This window comes from Pseudomonas sp. NFX71, from assembly GCF_048079215.1.
Classification (GTDB): domain Bacteria; phylum Pseudomonadota; class Gammaproteobacteria; order Pseudomonadales; family Pseudomonadaceae; genus Aquipseudomonas; species Aquipseudomonas fluorescens_B.
Genome location: NZ_CP182230.1, coordinates 6282714 through 6297447 on the forward strand (window position 1 = coordinate 6282714; position 14734 = coordinate 6297447).

At 60.2% G+C, this 14734-nt stretch carries 19 protein-coding genes and 1 pseudogene; 11 read left to right on the forward strand and 9 right to left on the reverse strand.

Features of this window, described 5'->3' with window-relative positions:
- Positions 1–116: 116 nt before the first annotated feature.
- The gene (locus tag ACM1ZW_RS29220) at positions 117–1466 is read right to left on the reverse strand and encodes a gluconate:H+ symporter (protein ID WP_052909684.1); all 1350 of its coding nucleotides are present in this window, start codon (positions 1464–1466) and stop codon (positions 117–119) included.
- Between the two features lie 686 nt (positions 1467–2152).
- On the opposite strand from ACM1ZW_RS29220, the gene msrA reads away from it, so the two are divergent.
- Positions 2153–2659, forward strand: coding sequence for a peptide-methionine (S)-S-oxide reductase MsrA (gene msrA / locus ACM1ZW_RS29225; RefSeq protein WP_017339560.1), 507 nt, complete (start codon positions 2153–2155; stop codon positions 2657–2659).
- A 64-nt stretch (positions 2660–2723) separates the two neighbouring features.
- On the opposite strand, the gene ACM1ZW_RS29230 is transcribed toward msrA, so the two are convergent.
- A complete protein-coding gene (locus ACM1ZW_RS29230; RefSeq protein WP_017339561.1) occupies positions 2724–3452 on the reverse strand; it encodes a cysteine hydrolase in 729 nt (242 codons plus the stop codon).
- 152 nt (positions 3453–3604) lie between these two features.
- Between ACM1ZW_RS29230 and ACM1ZW_RS29235 the strand changes: the two genes are divergently transcribed.
- The 3 genes from ACM1ZW_RS29235 to ACM1ZW_RS29245 are packed head-to-tail and all read left to right on the forward strand — an operon-like array spanning position 3605 to position 6325.
- Positions 3605–4486: an AraC family transcriptional regulator gene (locus ACM1ZW_RS29235; protein ID WP_416739891.1), complete on the forward strand. Its 882-nt coding sequence runs from the start codon at positions 3605–3607 to the stop codon at positions 4484–4486.
- Positions 4487–4521: 35 nt separating this feature from the next.
- Complete coding sequence (locus tag ACM1ZW_RS29240; RefSeq protein ID WP_017339563.1) at positions 4522–4848, forward strand: NIPSNAP family protein; 327 nt, start codon at positions 4522–4524, stop codon at positions 4846–4848.
- 40 nt (positions 4849–4888) lie between these two features.
- Entirely contained in the window at positions 4889–6325 is a 1437-nt protein-coding gene (locus ACM1ZW_RS29245) for a M15 family metallopeptidase (RefSeq protein ID WP_416739892.1), read from the forward strand.
- Positions 6326–6329: 4 nt separating this feature from the next.
- Here ACM1ZW_RS29245 and ACM1ZW_RS29250 read toward each other — a convergent pair whose 3' ends face one another.
- Together ACM1ZW_RS29250 and ACM1ZW_RS29255 are read right to left on the reverse strand one after the other, a co-directional pair.
- Entirely contained in the window at positions 6330–6788 is a 459-nt protein-coding gene (locus ACM1ZW_RS29250) for a GNAT family N-acetyltransferase (protein ID WP_414884319.1), read from the reverse strand.
- A pseudogene (locus ACM1ZW_RS29255) lies at positions 6689–6919 on the reverse strand (hypothetical protein); the annotation flags it as partial. The pseudogene ACM1ZW_RS29255 and the gene ACM1ZW_RS29250, both read right to left, overlap by 100 nt.
- A gap of 247 nt (positions 6920–7166) precedes the next feature.
- Between ACM1ZW_RS29255 and ACM1ZW_RS29260 the strand changes: the two are divergent.
- Positions 7167–7526, forward strand: coding sequence for a DUF3630 family protein (locus ACM1ZW_RS29260; protein WP_017339566.1), 360 nt, complete (start codon positions 7167–7169; stop codon positions 7524–7526).
- Here the strand turns inward: ACM1ZW_RS29260 and ACM1ZW_RS29265 are convergent.
- Both ACM1ZW_RS29265 and ggt read right to left on the reverse strand, forming a co-directional pair.
- Positions 7523–8056: a cysteine hydrolase family protein gene (locus ACM1ZW_RS29265; RefSeq protein WP_416739893.1), complete on the reverse strand. Its 534-nt coding sequence runs from the start codon at positions 8054–8056 to the stop codon at positions 7523–7525. The two genes, ACM1ZW_RS29260 and ACM1ZW_RS29265, sit on opposite strands and share 4 nt — an antisense overlap.
- 69 nt (positions 8057–8125) lie before the next feature.
- Positions 8126–9853 (reverse strand): gamma-glutamyltransferase, encoded by a 1728-nt coding sequence (gene ggt / locus ACM1ZW_RS29270; RefSeq protein ID WP_414880059.1) that lies wholly within the window; start codon positions 9851–9853, stop codon positions 8126–8128.
- 147 nt (positions 9854–10000) lie between these two features.
- Here ggt and ACM1ZW_RS29275 point away from each other — a divergent pair, with 147 nt between their 5' ends.
- Complete coding sequence (locus ACM1ZW_RS29275) at positions 10001–10522, forward strand: methylated-DNA--[protein]-cysteine S-methyltransferase (protein WP_017339569.1); 522 nt, start codon at positions 10001–10003, stop codon at positions 10520–10522.
- A 132-nt stretch (positions 10523–10654) separates the two neighbouring features.
- Here ACM1ZW_RS29275 and ACM1ZW_RS29280 read toward each other — a convergent pair whose 3' ends face one another.
- Together ACM1ZW_RS29280 and ACM1ZW_RS29285 are read right to left on the reverse strand one after the other, a co-directional pair.
- Positions 10655–11245: an NUDIX domain-containing protein gene (locus ACM1ZW_RS29280; protein WP_414884316.1), complete on the reverse strand. Its 591-nt coding sequence runs from the start codon at positions 11243–11245 to the stop codon at positions 10655–10657.
- Positions 11246–11297: 52 nt separating this feature from the next.
- On the reverse strand, positions 11298–11735 hold the full coding sequence (locus ACM1ZW_RS29285; RefSeq protein WP_017339571.1) for a hemerythrin domain-containing protein: 438 nt from the start codon (positions 11733–11735) through the stop codon (positions 11298–11300).
- A 150-nt stretch (positions 11736–11885) separates the two neighbouring features.
- Here ACM1ZW_RS29285 and ACM1ZW_RS29290 point away from each other — a divergent pair, with 150 nt between their 5' ends.
- Positions 11886–12317 (forward strand): GNAT family N-acetyltransferase, encoded by a 432-nt coding sequence (locus ACM1ZW_RS29290; protein WP_414880061.1) that lies wholly within the window; start codon positions 11886–11888, stop codon positions 12315–12317.
- Positions 12318–12371: 54 nt separating this feature from the next.
- Here ACM1ZW_RS29290 and ACM1ZW_RS29295 read toward each other — a convergent pair whose 3' ends face one another.
- Positions 12372–12722, reverse strand: coding sequence for a hypothetical protein (locus ACM1ZW_RS29295; RefSeq protein WP_414884314.1), 351 nt, complete (start codon positions 12720–12722; stop codon positions 12372–12374).
- A gap of 161 nt (positions 12723–12883) precedes the next feature.
- Here ACM1ZW_RS29295 and ACM1ZW_RS29300 point away from each other — a divergent pair, with 161 nt between their 5' ends.
- From ACM1ZW_RS29300 to tusD, 4 genes are all read left to right on the forward strand, one after another.
- The gene (locus tag ACM1ZW_RS29300) at positions 12884–13132 is read left to right on the forward strand and encodes a hypothetical protein (RefSeq protein ID WP_150582959.1); all 249 of its coding nucleotides are present in this window, start codon (positions 12884–12886) and stop codon (positions 13130–13132) included.
- A 20-nt stretch (positions 13133–13152) separates the two neighbouring features.
- The gene (locus tag ACM1ZW_RS29305; protein ID WP_017339575.1) at positions 13153–13482 is read left to right on the forward strand and encodes a DUF6388 family protein; all 330 of its coding nucleotides are present in this window, start codon (positions 13153–13155) and stop codon (positions 13480–13482) included.
- Between the two features lie 28 nt (positions 13483–13510).
- Positions 13511–14215 (forward strand): YoaK family protein, encoded by a 705-nt coding sequence (locus ACM1ZW_RS29310; protein ID WP_414884312.1) that lies wholly within the window; start codon positions 13511–13513, stop codon positions 14213–14215.
- Between the two features lie 126 nt (positions 14216–14341).
- Complete coding sequence (gene tusD, locus ACM1ZW_RS29315; RefSeq protein ID WP_031319020.1) at positions 14342–14734, forward strand: sulfurtransferase complex subunit TusD; 393 nt, start codon at positions 14342–14344, stop codon at positions 14732–14734.

The window sequence follows — 14734 nt, forward strand, 5'->3', positions numbered from 1 at the left end:
TTTTTAAGTTTTGCCCGACCGCAATCCGCCGCTGAGACCCAACACCGGCGCGCACGATGACGCGCCCAATGGGTGACCATGAGCATTGAAACTGGAGAGCGATCGAAGGGTTCGAGCTAGATCAGATAGGAAAGACCTACGGTCAACGCAAAGGCGACCACGGAAATGATGGTCTCCAGCACGGTCCAGGTCTTGAAGGTCTGGGCGACGCTCATGTTGAAGTATTCCTTGATCAACCAGAAGCCGCCGTCGTTGACGTGGGAAAAGATCACCGACCCCGCGCCCGTCGCCAGCACCAGCAACTCCGGATGCGGATAGCCCAGCCCAATGGCCACCGGCGCGACGATGCCCGACGCGGTGGTCATGGCCACGGTGGCGGAACCGGTGGCAATGCGCATCAGCGCGGCGAACAGCCAGCCCATCAGCAGCGGCGACAGGTGAAATTCATGGGCCAGGCTGACGATCTGATCGGTCACCCCGGCGTCCACCAGAATCCGGTTCAACCCGCCGCCAGCGCCGACCAGCAGGGTGATGCTGGCGGTCGGCGCCAGGCATTCGTTGGTGAACTTGAGGATCGATTCGCGGTTGAAGCCCTGGGCGATGCCGAGGGTCCAGAAGCTCAGCAAGGTTGCCAGCAACAAGGCGATCACCGAGTTGCCGATGAACAGCAGAAACTGGTTGAAGCCGCTGCCCGGCGTGGAAATCAGGTTGGCCCAGCCGCCGATCAGCATCAGCACCACCGGCAGCAGAATGGTCGCCATGGTGATGCCGAAACCCGGCAGGCTGTCGCGTGGTTCGCGTTCGAGGAACTGCCGCTCCAGCGGGTTTTCCGCCGGCAATTGAATGCGCGGCACGATGAACCTCGCGTATAGCGGACCGGCGATGATCGCCGTCGGAATGCCGATCAGAATCGCGTACATCAAAGTCTGCCCGACCGACGCCCCATACACCTGCACCGCCAGCATCGCCGCCGGGTGCGGCGGCACCAGGGCATGCACCACCGAGAGCCCGGCGACCATCGGCAAACCGACCATCAGGATCGACACCCCGACGCGGCGCGCCACGGTAAAGGCGATCGGTACCAGCAACACAAAACCGACCTCGAAGAACAACGGCAGCCCGACCAGGAACGCGATGCAGACCATCGCCCAGTGTGCGTTCTTCTCGCCGAAACGGTCGATCAACGTGCGCGCCACCTGCTCGGCACCGCCGGACTCGGCCATCATCTTGCCGAGCATCGTGCCCAGCGCCACTACCAGCGCGATATGCCCCAGGGTCTTGCCGACGCCGGCCTCGTACGCACCGACCACCCCGGACGGCGGCATGCCGGCCAGCAGCGCGAGGCCGATGGACACCAGGGTGATGACGATGAAGGGATTAAGCCGGTAACGGGCGATCAGAACGATCAGGGCAATGATGGCGATGGCGGCATACACCAGCAGCCAATAGCCGAAGGACAGGGTCATGCGGTACTCCTCGAAAGGGTCACGTCGAATGGGTTGTGAAACTCATAAAACATTTCGAAGAGCGATTTTCAAACGAGGCGAAAGTAATTTTCGTAGAGGGATAAGGGTTGTCGCGTAGAGGTATGGAGGGTCGTGGTTTTTGAAATTGGGTCAGGCGGATTTTCATTGCGCCTGCGCTGTTTGCGCTCGGTTTTAAGGTCTGCCAAGTGCGGTATCCGCACCGGTGGTCACCGGTTCTGAACAATCGCCACCACAGCCTTATACTTCTTCAGTTCGTCTTCTCTGTGTCAGGAAATCCCTCGACACCCGTGCGCGCCAAAGCGCGCCCGTGCCAATCGCAAACGTAACCAGCCAAGACCCCAGGCGTTGTGCCGTCCAGCATCAGATGACGGGTCGTGTTCAATGGCTCCATGGCTGAGGGATTGTGGAGAACGTCATAAAAACTTTTCGGGGTTGTATGGGTCTTGCAACAAGGGTGCTGCCCCCCGGTGCCTGGGCTGCAGCGACACGAGCCCTGGCGTCGGATGGCGCTGATCACGTCGGTGCTGTTCGTCTGGCATACTCCCGCAGTGGTATAGGATCGGATCGGGTGGCATCCTCGCTGATGGACGGCAGCTACTCCGGCCAGTTCAACAGCCCGATCGGCAATCAGTAGCGTGTCAACACTTTGAGGGGAATGACCGTCTATGACGACGCAAACCGAAACCGCCATTCTGGCCGGCGGCTGCTTCTGGGGCATGCAGGATCTGCTGCGGCGCTACCCCGGCGTGCTGTCCACACGAGTGGGTTACTCAGGAGGCGATGTGCCGAATGCGACCTATCGCAACCACGGAAACCACGCGGAAGCGATCGAGATTGTGTTCGACCCGCAGCAGATCAGTTACCGCCAGATCCTCGAGTTTTTCTTCCAGATCCATGACCCGACGACCCCGAATCGCCAAGGCAACGATGTCGGCGCCAGCTATCGCTCTGCCCTCTTCTACCTCAGCGACAAGCAGAGGGAGATTGCCGAAGACACCGTGGCTGACGTCGAAGCGTCTGGCCTCTGGCCTGGCAAAGTGGTCACCGAAATCACCCCGGCCGGACCATTCTGGGAAGCCGAACCGGAACACCAGGACTACCTCGAACGCCTGCCCGACGGCTACACCTGTCACTTCATCCGGCCAGGCTGGAAATTGCCCGTACGCGGGTAGTCACGCAACAGAGGCGGCTCGAATGAGCCGCCTCTGTTATTTCATGCCCGATCGCACGTCTCCCTCATGGGTTCCCGCGCCCAAGAAACTCAAGCGTCTGCGCCGTGCTCCACAAGGCATTGGCGATGTAGCGATAGTTGATCAACGCCGCCAGATAACCATCGCCTTCAGGGGTTGTCGGGCCGGCCGTCGCGTCCCGAACCACCGCCACTTCGAAACCGAGTTCCAGCAGTTCACGAAGGTGCGACTCGACGCAGAGGTTCGCCGCCATGCCGGCCAGAATGATCTGCGAAACGCCATGTTTGCGCAGTTGCAGCGCCAGGTCGTTGGTTTCCGGACCGTACACCTTGTGCGGTGAAGCGATAAGGGTTTTGCCATCAAGAATGTAGGGTTTGTACTCGGGCATGAAGTCGGCGCCGGAGTTTTCGAAACCGTCGAGGCTCAACGGCCCCTTGCGATCAAACATGCAGATGCTGTGCATGACCTTCTCGAGCGGCCCGCCAAAATGCCAGTCGTGGTCACACGGATAGTAGTAATGCGGGGAAACCGCGACCGTGATGCCGGCACTCTTTGCTGCAGCAAACAGCTGGCCAATGTGCTTGACGGTATCGTGCTCGACAATGCTTTTGCCAAACACGGACCAGCTAACCCCCTCGGGGCTGAGAAAGTCGATTTGCGGATCGATCACCACCAGCGCGGCGCGGCTCAGGTCCAGCTTCATGCCGGGATCCGGCAAGGCCGGTTCCAGCGGGTCTGCGTACGGGGAGGCGATGTGAGGTGAAGGGTTGCTCATGGCTGTAGACTCCAGTCGACAATCAGAAATAACGATATCGCCATGGCGCCCCTGAGGGCCGTTGTCTACCATCGGCGAGAACTTCATCCTATTGCCGCGCACAGCTTCGCTTTTGCCAGGACGTGCAGAGTCTTTACCCGGTCGTCCCTATCATGGATATCCTCTCCGAGTTCTTCGAGCGCACCCATCTCCAGGGCCGGCTGTTCTTCTCCGGCCGGGTCGACGGCACGCTCGTGCTCGACAAACCACCGGGCATGGCGTTCATCCACGTCATCAGCCAGGGCGGTATCGACATGATTCAGCCCGGCCTGCCGAAGATATCGATTGCCGAGCCCAGCGTGCTGTTTTGCCCGAGCAGTTGCCGTTACCGGTTGCGTTCCAGTTCAGCACAGGGCGCCGAGCTGGTCTGCGCCTCTTTCCAGTTCGGACGCAACACGCTCCAGCCCTTCCCCCTTGGCCTCAAGGAAACGCTGGTATTTCCCATCAGCGGCCTGGAAAACATTGCTCCGGTGATCGGCTCGCTGATCGGCGAATTCCAGGATCAGGCACCCGGCAGAACCAAGGCACTCAACCTGTTGCTCGAATACATCTTCGTACTGCTGGTGCGACGCTCCGTCGTCGAGCAAAAGATTTCCAGCGGCCTGCTCTATGCCTTGCAGGACGGGCGCCTTGGCGCAGTGTTCAATCGCATTCAGCAAGAGCCCGAAGCCGCCTGGACCGTGGAAAAACTGGCAGCGCTGGCTCACATGTCCCGCTCGAAATTCTCGGCGTACTTCACCCGGATCATGGAGGTCTCACCGATGGGCTACGTCACCGCGTGGCGAATGAAAGTCGCCCAGGACTTGCTGCGCGACGGTGTACAAATCAAAGTCATCGCTGCATCGGTCGGGTACAGTTCGCAAGCGTCGTTTTCCAGAACCTTCCTGAACGTGGTGGGCTCGCCCCCCGCCGAATGGCTCAAGCATGATAGCCGTGAGGAGATTCCCCCGGTGGTGGCCCACGTGCAGCAAATCGCGTCGGACGACGCACTTTAAAATCGCTTGATCTTCCAGCCCAAGAGAGCAAAGACATGATCACTTGTTATCTGAAATATGTACTCGATCCCTACCAGATCGCAGCGTTCGAACACTATGGAAAGTTGTGGATTCCCCTCGTTGAAAAATTCGGCGGCCAGCATCACGGCTATTTCCTGCCGTCCGAAGGCGCGAACAATATCGCCATGGCGATGTTCAGCTTTCCAAGCCTTGCCGCGTATGAGCGTTATCGCCAGGACTCGATGAAAGATCCCGAGTGCATCGCGGCGTTCAAGTTCGCCGAAGAGACAAAATGCATCCTCAGTTATGAGCGCAGTTTCTTCAGGCCCGTATTTGGCGATCAGGCGCAGCAACCGGCCTGATGTCGGTCGGCAGTGTGCAGCCCTACCCAGGAGAAATTGCATGGGTTCCTCTTACAAAACCGCACGATCCTGGCTGCAATCTCTGCTGCTCCTGACTATCGTCATTCCCGCCATGACCAGCGCCGAGCCACGGCCCGAACACATGGTCTATCTGCGCACGATCGCCCCCACCATCGAGCAGGACATCCGCTACGCCAGCGCCCACAACTTCACCGGTCATCCACTCGACGGGTACGCCGCCGCCGAGTGTCTGTTGACGCTGGATGCGGCTAAAGCGCTGGCACGGGTGCAGGCGTCATTGCAGGTGCAAGGCTATGGCTTGAAGGTGTTCGACTGTTATCGGCCCAGTCGTGCAGTCGCCGATATGGGCCGCTTCGCTTCCATGCCTGGCGACCCACGCAAGGCCGAGTTCTACCCACGCGTGGACAAGCAGGATTTCTGGCGCCTGGGGTATGTGGCACGGGTGTCGAACCACTCCCGCGGCTCCACCGTCGACCTGACACTCATCGGTCCGACAGCGATGCCCGCCGCAACCTGGTCATCCTCGGCGACGCAGGTCGATTGCACAGCGCCCTATGCCCAGCGCTGGCACGACGGCGCGCTCGACATGGGCACCGGCTTCGACTGCTTCGATGAGCGGACGCATACCGCCAACCCGACCATCAACGCGACCGCGAAGGACAATCGTCAGTGGCTAAGCCGTGCGATGGAAAAAGAAGGATTTTCCGGGTACTCGAAGGAGTGGTGGCACTTCACTTACACCGGCGCCGGAGCGCCGAACGAGGTCATGGATTTCCCGATTACACCGCTCAGCGCCAGCGAAGCGCTCGACGCCAGCCATCAGCTGATTGTGGTCACCAGCAAAAACTGGGATGACATCCAGGGCACCGCCCAACGCTACGAACGGGACGGCAAAACCTTTCGAAAATCGGGTAATGCGTTTGCGGTCGTGGTCGGCAAAAACGGCATGGCCTGGGGCAAGGGCTTGAGCAGCGATGAGCCAGGCGACGGGCCGGTCAAACGTGAAGGTGACGGCAAAGCGCCGGCCGGGGTATTCAAGCTCGGTACGGCATTTGGCTACGACAACACGACCGAAACGAAACTGCCTTACCTCGCCTTGACGCCGGCCATCGAATGCGTCGACGACAGCCACTCCGCACGCTACAACGAACTGGTCGACGGCTCGAAGATCGCAAAGGACTGGAACAGCGCTGAACGCATGCGCAGCGAGGAAGGCTATCGCAAAGGCATTGTCATCGAGCACAACACACCGGCGTCCCCCGCCTCGGGCTCGTGCATTTTCTTCCACATCTGGCGCAGCCCGACCTCACCGACGGCGGGCTGCACGGCCATGGATCAGGCGGACATTTCCCGTTTGTTCGACTGGCTCGATCCTCGCCAGTCGCCCCTGCTGGTGCAAATGCCCGAGGCGCAATACGAACACTTGCGTGAACGCTGGAATCTCCCGGAACGGTGAGGCATCAGCCTTGCTTCAAATCGAGGCAATAGGTGTAGTAACCCGTTTCGCGCACGTAGCCCAATGATTCATACAAGCGTTGTGCGCCGTGATTGTCCGTGGCCGTTTCCAGCGTCATGCCTTTCGCGCCGGTGAGCAACGCGAAGGTCCGCGCGGTGTTCATCAGTTGCGTCCCGACCCCGCGGCCTCGGGCCGCGGGTGCGGTGAACAGGTCGCCGAGCAGCCAGGTGCGATGCGCGTCGATGGAGGAAAACGTCGGGAACAACTGGACGAAACCCAGTGCTTCGCCGGTGGCGTCCTGGGCGAAGAAGATCACCGACTCATCCCGGGCGATGCGCTCGGCGATAAAGTCACGCGATTGCGTCAGGTTTGAGGGTTGGCCGTAGAAACCTCGATAGGCGTCGAACAGGCTGGCAACGTTGTCGAGGTGAGTGGCGTCGGCGCGATGAACCTGGACATCCATGGGAGAGGTCTCCATGAGACAACAGTGGTGTGTCGGGCAATGTCGATAAACGGCGTGACGATGACGCTGTAAACCGTCAGGTATCTGTCGTGATCCTGTTCACCGGTGCCGAACCGGAGGGCTTCGGGTTTAGGCAAGAGCATCCACGACGGGCTCGCCTTCATCCAGGCAAGGTCATTGCCAATCACGCCGTAACCGAGAACGGTTCTTGAGTGTAGTTCCGTTTCCGGGCGCTGCACGTCCCTTTGGAGTAAAGGGCAAGCTTCACGCCGCATAATTCCGTTCACATAGATCCGGGCCCGCGCTTAAGTGAACAGCATCGCCCTCGCCACAGGGTGTGTGGCTGACGTAAAGTCAGGGGACTTTCCGGAGTCCGACATGACCAAACCCGCGCCAACGATCTACCTGTCCGATACATCTGACCGGGCGCTGTTCGATCGGATCGCCGATGAATTGAGGCAAGCACTCGACGGAACGTGGGTTGTACAGGCCAGCGGGCTGGACCAGCGTTATTGGGATCTGGAGGCCGAGGGGCAGGTCATCACGCTGCACCTGGAACATTACCTGGGGATCATGCTGCTGGTGGATGACGCCGATCCCGACTGGGTGGCATCGGAACGCTTTCAGGCGTTGGTGCAGCGGTTGCAAGTGGGTGAGTTGCCGGCGATGGTGCCCTTGGATGCGCCATCGCCGGCAAGCCAGGTTCCTGTGAAAAAACGGTTCTGGCACTGGCGCTAGAACGTGATGGCCGCTGCGGGCGTCGCGTCGATCCGCGTCACCGAGCCGGTCAAATGCGCCAGGTCCTTGTTGTGCTCGGCGATGATGTCTTCGGCGGCGAGGTTTCCATTGTCTACCGTGGAGTGAGCGTCAGCCGCCAGCACCACGTCGTACCCCAGTTTCAGCGCCTGACGCACGGTGGCGTTGACGCAATAATCGGTTTGTAAACCGCAGATGATCAGACGTTCGAAATCCTCCTTCGGCAGCAATTTTTGCAGGTTGGTCTGGTAGAACGAATCCGGTGTGGTCTTGCGTACACGCCAATCCTTGGGCGAGACGTCCAGCCCCTCGGCCAGTTGCCAGCCTTTGGCGTTATGCGCCAATGGGCTGCCCGCTTCCTCATGCTGGATCAGCACCACCGGAATCCCGGCCTGTCGGGCGCGGGTGCTGAGACCGTTGATGGTGTCGATGACACGCGCAATCTCGAAGCATTCGTAGTCGCCAGCACAGAGCGCCTGCTGGACGTCGATGATTAACAGTGCAGTGGACATGATTCCTTCCTTGATCTGTCGGTAAGTCAGGGGACAGAAAGTAAATCCGCCCCCCTGCGAACACAACCCTTAGTAACCCAGCGACAACCCGGTGTTGCGACGCGGATCGTTCGCCCCGTAGAAACGGTTCTTGCCCACCGGTTTTCCGTCCAGCGACGGCGCGCCGACCAGAATCGCCGCGATATGGTTGGCATCCTGCGGCCCGGCGAACTTATGTCCCCAGCTTTCAAGCAGCTTCACGGTGTCCGGGCTGGTGGTGAAGGTTTCCAGGTTGGTCTCTTCCGGCAACCACTGCTGGTGGAAACGCGGCGCATCCACCGCTTCCTGGATGTTCATGCCATAGTCGATCACGTTGAGGATGGTCAGCAAGGTCGCGGTGATGATGCGGCTGCCACCCGGCGTGCCGACCACCATGACGACTTTGCCATCCTTGGTGACAATGGTCGGGCTCATGGACGACAGCGGCGCCTTGCCCGGCGCGATGGCGTTGGCCTCGCCCTGCACCAGGCCGTACATGTTCGGCACGCCGATTTTCGAGGTGAAGTCGTCCATTTCATCGTTGAGGATGACCCCGGTCTTGCTGGCCATGACGCCAGCGCCGAACCAGTCGTTCAAGGTGTAGGTCACCGAGACCGCGTTGCCCCATTTGTCGACGATCGAATAATGGGTGGTGTTGCTGCCTTCATGGGGCGCGACGCCGGGTTTGAGCTCGCGGGACACGCCGGCCTTTTGCGGATTGATGGCGGCGCGGATTTTGGTCGCGTAGTTTTTATCCAGCAGATGGGCGATCGGGTTTTTCACGAAATCCGGGTCGCCGAGGTAGCTGTTGCGGTCGACATACGCGTGGCGCATGGCTTCGATCTGGTAGTGCATGCCCTGCGCCGAGTGGTAGCCCAGGTCCTTCATCGGGTAACCGTCGAGGATGTTCATGATCTCGCAGATCACTACGCCGCCGGAGCTTGGCGGCGGTGCCGAGACCACGTGGTAGCCACGGTAATCACACTCGATGGGCGCCAGTTCGCGGGTCTTGTATTTGTCGAGATCGGCTTGGGTGATGATGCCCTTGTTGGCCTGGCTGGAAGTGACGATCGCGTCAGCCACCCACCCCTTGTAGAAGCCGTCGGCCCCCTTCTCGGAGATTTCCCGCAGGGTCTTGCCCAGGTCTTTTTGAACGAGTTTCTGCCCGACTTGCATCGGCTCGCCGTTGCTCAGGAAGATCGAGCCGGAATCCTTGATGTCCTTCTTGAACACGTCGGTGGCGTACTCCAGCAAATCGACATCGCCCTGCTCCAGTGTGAAACCGTCTTCAGCGAGCTTGATGGCCGGGGCGATCACTTCCTTGCGCGGTTTGGTGCCGTACTTGCTCAGCGCCAGCTCCATGCCGGATACCGTGCCCGGCACGCCTACGGCCAGGTGGCCACGGGTGCTGAGATCCGGCACGACATTGCCCTCTTTGTCGAGGTACATATCGGCAGTGGCGGCCAGCGGGGCTTTTTCGCGGAAGTCGAGGAAGGTCTTGCGCCCGTCCGCCAGTTGAATGGTCATGAAACCGCCGCCACCCAGGTTCCCCGCCGCGGGATACACCACCGCCAGCGCATACCCGACCGCGACCGCGGCATCGACGGCGTTGCCACCGTTCTTGAGCACATCCACACCCACGTGGCTGGCCAGGTGCTGGGCGGTGACCACCATGCCGTTTTCGGCGGCGACAGGCGCGACGGAGGCCGCGTGGGCCATCAGGCAACTGAGCGCCAAGGAGGTCGCGATGAGCGATTTGGCAAAAGGTTCGAACTTCATGAGTCGGTCTCTTTTTGTTTTTAGGGTCGGTAAAAAACAGAGAAAACGTGTCAAGAGCAGTACGCAGTATGGCTGGGATTGCGTATTGCGCCTCCCCAACGAGGCAGTATGCTTGTCCCCTGTTCACCCGTTTTGGAGTTCGCCGGCATGACGTTTACCTTCACCACCCTGGCCTCTCCGGTCGGCGAATTGAAGCTGGTCGCGAACGGTGCAAGACTCGCGGCCATCCTCTGGGAAAACGACAAACCGAACCGTGTGCGGCTTGGCCCGCTCAGCGAAGCTCCGGACAACCCGATCCTGGTTCGCGCCCGGCAGCAGTTGACGGAATACTTTGCCGGCACACGAAATCGCTTCGACCTGGAACTGGATTTCACCGGGACTGATTTTCAAAAGAAGGTGTGGCAAGCGCTGTTGACCATTCCCTTCGGCGAAACGCGCAGCTATAGCCAGATTGCCGAGCAGATCGGCAACCCGAGCGCGGTTCGCGCGGTGGGTGCGGCGAATGGCAAGAACCCGATCTCGATTGTTGCGCCGTGTCATCGGGTGATTGGCGCCTCGGGGAAACTGACGGGGTTTGCGGGTGGGCTTGAGGCGAAGGAATTGTTGCTGACGCTGGAGGGATGCGAATGGTCGGGCGCCAACAGGATGGGCGATTTGTTTTCGAATTAACGCCCGCTCCTTTGTGGCGAGGGAGCTTGCTCCCGCTCCAGTGCGCAGCACTGGCAAAATCCTGGATAAGGCTGAAGATTTTGGGACCGCTTCGCAGCCCGGCGCCAGCGAGCTCGCCACAGGGAGGATGACTCACGCCGAGAAGATGTTTTTCATCGCCGCATGCTGCAACAGCATGATGGTCTTCGCATCGCAGATTTCGCCACGATAAAACGCCTCGAGCGCCGCCTCGAACGACCACTCCAGCACTTCCAGCTCTTCGGTCTCTTCCTCCAGCCCGCCACCCTCGCCGACTTTCGATGAAGCGTCGTATTCGGCGATGAAGAAGTGCAGTTTTTCAGTCACCGAGCCCGGGCTCATGTAGGCCTCAAAGACCTTCTGCACATGGTGCACGCGGTATCCGGTTTCCTCTTCCGCTTCATCGCGTATGCGCGCTTCCGGCGCGGCACCTTCAAGCAACCCCGCCGCCACTTCGATCAGCAAACCGTCGTGACCGTTGACGAACACCGGCAAGCGGAACTGCCGGGTCAGTACGACGGTTTTTTTCTCTCGGTTGAACAGCAGAATCGCCGCGCCATTGCCACGGTCGTAGACCTCGCGGGTCTGGCGCTGCCATTCACCATTGTTGCGCTGGTAATCAAAGGTGATTTTCTTCAGCAAATACCAGTCGTGGGACAGCACCTGGGACTCGATGATGTTGACCCGTTCGGCTGTGTTCGGCATGACAAGGCGTCCTTAAATCGTCAGAAGACGCCCATCTTAGACGAAAAGACCTTCATGACAGTTGAGCCTTGTATTCCCTCTCATATTGCCCGGCGAGCGTTTCCTTCTGCTTGTCGTCGAGCAACTTGCCGGCCATCTGGAAGAACTTCTGCTCTTCCTCTTTCAAGTGGTGATGGACCTTCTCGGAGAGTTTCTTCGCGGTCGCCAGCCAGGCAGGGCTCGACATCTCGGTCTCGTCGAGCTCTTCCATCATTTCGTCCATCTCGTGGTGTTCGGAAATCGCATGGCGGCTGAGGTCGACACCGTTGTCGAATTCCATCAACGGCATATAGAAATGCCGCTCTTCAGCGGTTTCATGGGCCTGGAGTTCGGACTTGAGCTGTTTGTACGCTTCGACGCGTTCCGGGGTGTCGCCGCTGGTCTTGATCAGTGCATCGGCGTAGGTGCGTTGGCGGTCATGGCTTTCGCGCAAGGCTTCAAAAATGTTCAAGGCAGGTGGCCCTCATCGGTTGCGTTCTGGAATGACGCTGTAAAGGCTAGACATCTGCGCGCTGGCGACGGTTCCTCTGTTCGTCGGGGGGATAGAACAAACGTCGCGACCCGGATACGCTCGTGCCTCACTGCCATAAGGATGTAGCCAATGACATTAAGCATCGAACTGTTGCAAAACCCGACACTGGAAGATCGCGAGGCGATCCTTGCACCGTTGCGCGCCTACAACGTCGCGCAAGCGGGTGACGGCAAGGCGCAACCGCTGGCCTTGATGGTTCGCGATGACCAGGGTGAAACCCTGGGCGGACTGTATGGCCGGTTTTTCTATCAGTGGTTGTTTATCGAATTGCTCTCGGTGCCAGAACAGGGCCGGGGACAAGGCATAGGCTCCAGGCTGATGCAGATGGCCGAAGACCTGGCGCGGGAGAAGGAGTGCGTGGGGATCTGGCTGGACACCTTCGATTTTCAGGCGCCGGAGTTTTACAAGAAGCTCGGGTATAGCGAGTTGGGCCAGATCGCTGATTACCCGCCGGGGCACAAGCGGTTCTTCTTTCAGAAGCGCCTGATTAACAACGCCTAACCTGTAGGAGCCGGTTTGCTGGCTCCTACAAAGGGTATTGCGGTGTTCAGTAAATCAGAGGCAAGTCGCCAGTGCCGCCAACCGGCGCTTGGCGACAAAATCGTCATGCCGGGCGTAATAACTCAACGTCGTACCCGAGGCATCCGCGGTGATGTCCACAAAGGATTCCGCCGAACGCGTGTAAACAGTCGACCCGCCCTTCTTGCCCGGCTGCAGGTACGCGCCCGCATCGACGCCGAACACCGCTTCGTCCTGCCAGGAAAACTGCACGCACTGGGCAACGACCTTTTCCGGCTTGTCCGACGTCAGGGTTTTGTACGGGGCTCCGGTGCGGGCATCGTTCATTGCCGAACCGGCACATCCCGCCAGCAACGTTGCGGCCAGCGCCACCATCAGAATTCGCATTGCATGTGCTCATCAAGAAAAAGCGGACTGTATCACCGTGGGCAGGCGTATCGTTCTGCTTTACTTCATTTATACCGCGACACCGCGCAACGATTCGCGCACCCTGTCGCGCCAAACGCTGTATCGCCCCTATTTCCGGGCCTATTTTTTCTGGAACGTCCATGACACCCAACGCCGAGTTTTACAAACCGACCGCTGAATACGCCGACAAGCTGATCAGCCAGATCGGTCAGACGCCTTCCTGGATCGCCAAGCGAATCGGCGTCACCGACAAACGGATCCGTTACATCCTCGATGGCGAACGCACCGTGAAGGGCGAAACCACGCCGATCCAGATGACCTACCCGGAGCAGTGGGCCCTCGAATGCCTGGCCGCTGCGGCCAAGGCCAGCAAGAAGCAGTCTTCGTAACCCATTCTCAAGGAGCGACCATGGCGGCAACCGAACAGCAACACGAGCAGGCGCTGAGGAAGTTTCTCGATGAGCGCCCCGAGCTGCGCCACGAACTCGACAACCTCAACCCGCTGCTGGCCCAGGCCAAGGGTGAAACAGCGGCGCAATTTCGCGACGAACGCTTGCATGAAGCGTTCGAAGCCGAGGCCGAGCGCCTGGGCTTGTTCGCCTGGGAGCTGACGCTGCAACTGACGGCCGCGACGGCCGAGGATTATCAGGCCCAACGCATGGAAGTGCACAAGGAAGTAGCGGAAATGGCAGGGATGGACTGGCGGGACTATTGCGAGTTATATGGATTGAATCCGTAACCGTCACCGATCAAGGATCCCGCCACCGATGCTGCCTTCGTCCTCCACAACCCGCGCCAGTCCGGGGCACCTGCACACCCAGAAATGGCGCGGGCGTATCGGCCTGTCGCTGGTCGCCGCACTCTCCGTACTCGCCGGCATGACCGACGCCATCGGCTTCATGGCCAGCGGCGACTTCGTCTCCTTCATGAGCGGCAACACCACTCGCCTGGCCGTGGCGATCAGCGACGGCGATATGGGCCTGACGTTGCGCCTGCTGCTGCTCGTGGGGACGTTCATCCTCGGTAATGCCTTGGGCATTGTGGTCAGTCGTCTGGGCGGGCGTCGGGCGCTGCCGTTATTACTGTGCATCGCCATGCTGTTGTGTGCGGCCGCGGCCTGGCCCTATGACGAACAACTGCCGGCGCTGCTGGCAGCGATCATCGCCATGGGCATGCTCAATGCGGCCGTCGAAGAAGTGAACGGTCTGCCGGTGGGGCTGACCTATGTCACCGGCGCCTTGTCGCGCTTCGGCCGCGGCCTGGGACGCTGGATGCTCGGCGAGCGGCGCAACGGATGGCGGGTGCAACTGATCCCCTGGACCGGCATGTTTGCCGGCGCAGTGCTCGGTGCCGTGCTGGAACAGCATCTCGGGCTCCAGGCGCTGTTTGTCAGCGGATTGCTGGCGGGTGCGCTGGGGGCGCTGTCGTTGAAGGTTCCGCGGCGCTGGCAGTTGGGGTATATGCCGCGTTGACCCTGTATCGACTGTTCGGGCCTCATCGCGGGCTTGCCCGCGACGAGGCCCGCATAGACAACATCGATTTAGCCGCACCCGCGATAAAGCTTTATCATGGCCGCAGTTTTGCTGATCGAGTCCGTCATGAAGTTCGCCATCGCGCTGTTTTCCGCCGCCCATGCGCCCTCCTCGCGCCGCGCCTTGCTGTTCGCCCAGGCTGCGCTGGCCGGCGGGCATGAAATCGTCCGGCTGTTTTTCTATCAGGACGGCGTGTACAACGCTTCCAGCAGCGTGGTCACGCCGCAGGATGAGCTGGATTTGCCCAAGCAATGGCGCGCCTTCGTCACCGAGCACCAGCTGGACGGCGTGGTCTGCATCGCCGCCGCCCTGCGCCGTGGCGTGTTGAACGAAGAAGAAGCCGGGCGCTATCAGCGCGAGGCCATTGCCGTCGGCGCACCGTGGGAGTTGTCCGGGCTCGGCCAGTTGCATGACGCGGTGCAGGATGCCGACCGCCTGATCTGCTTCGGAGGTGCGTGA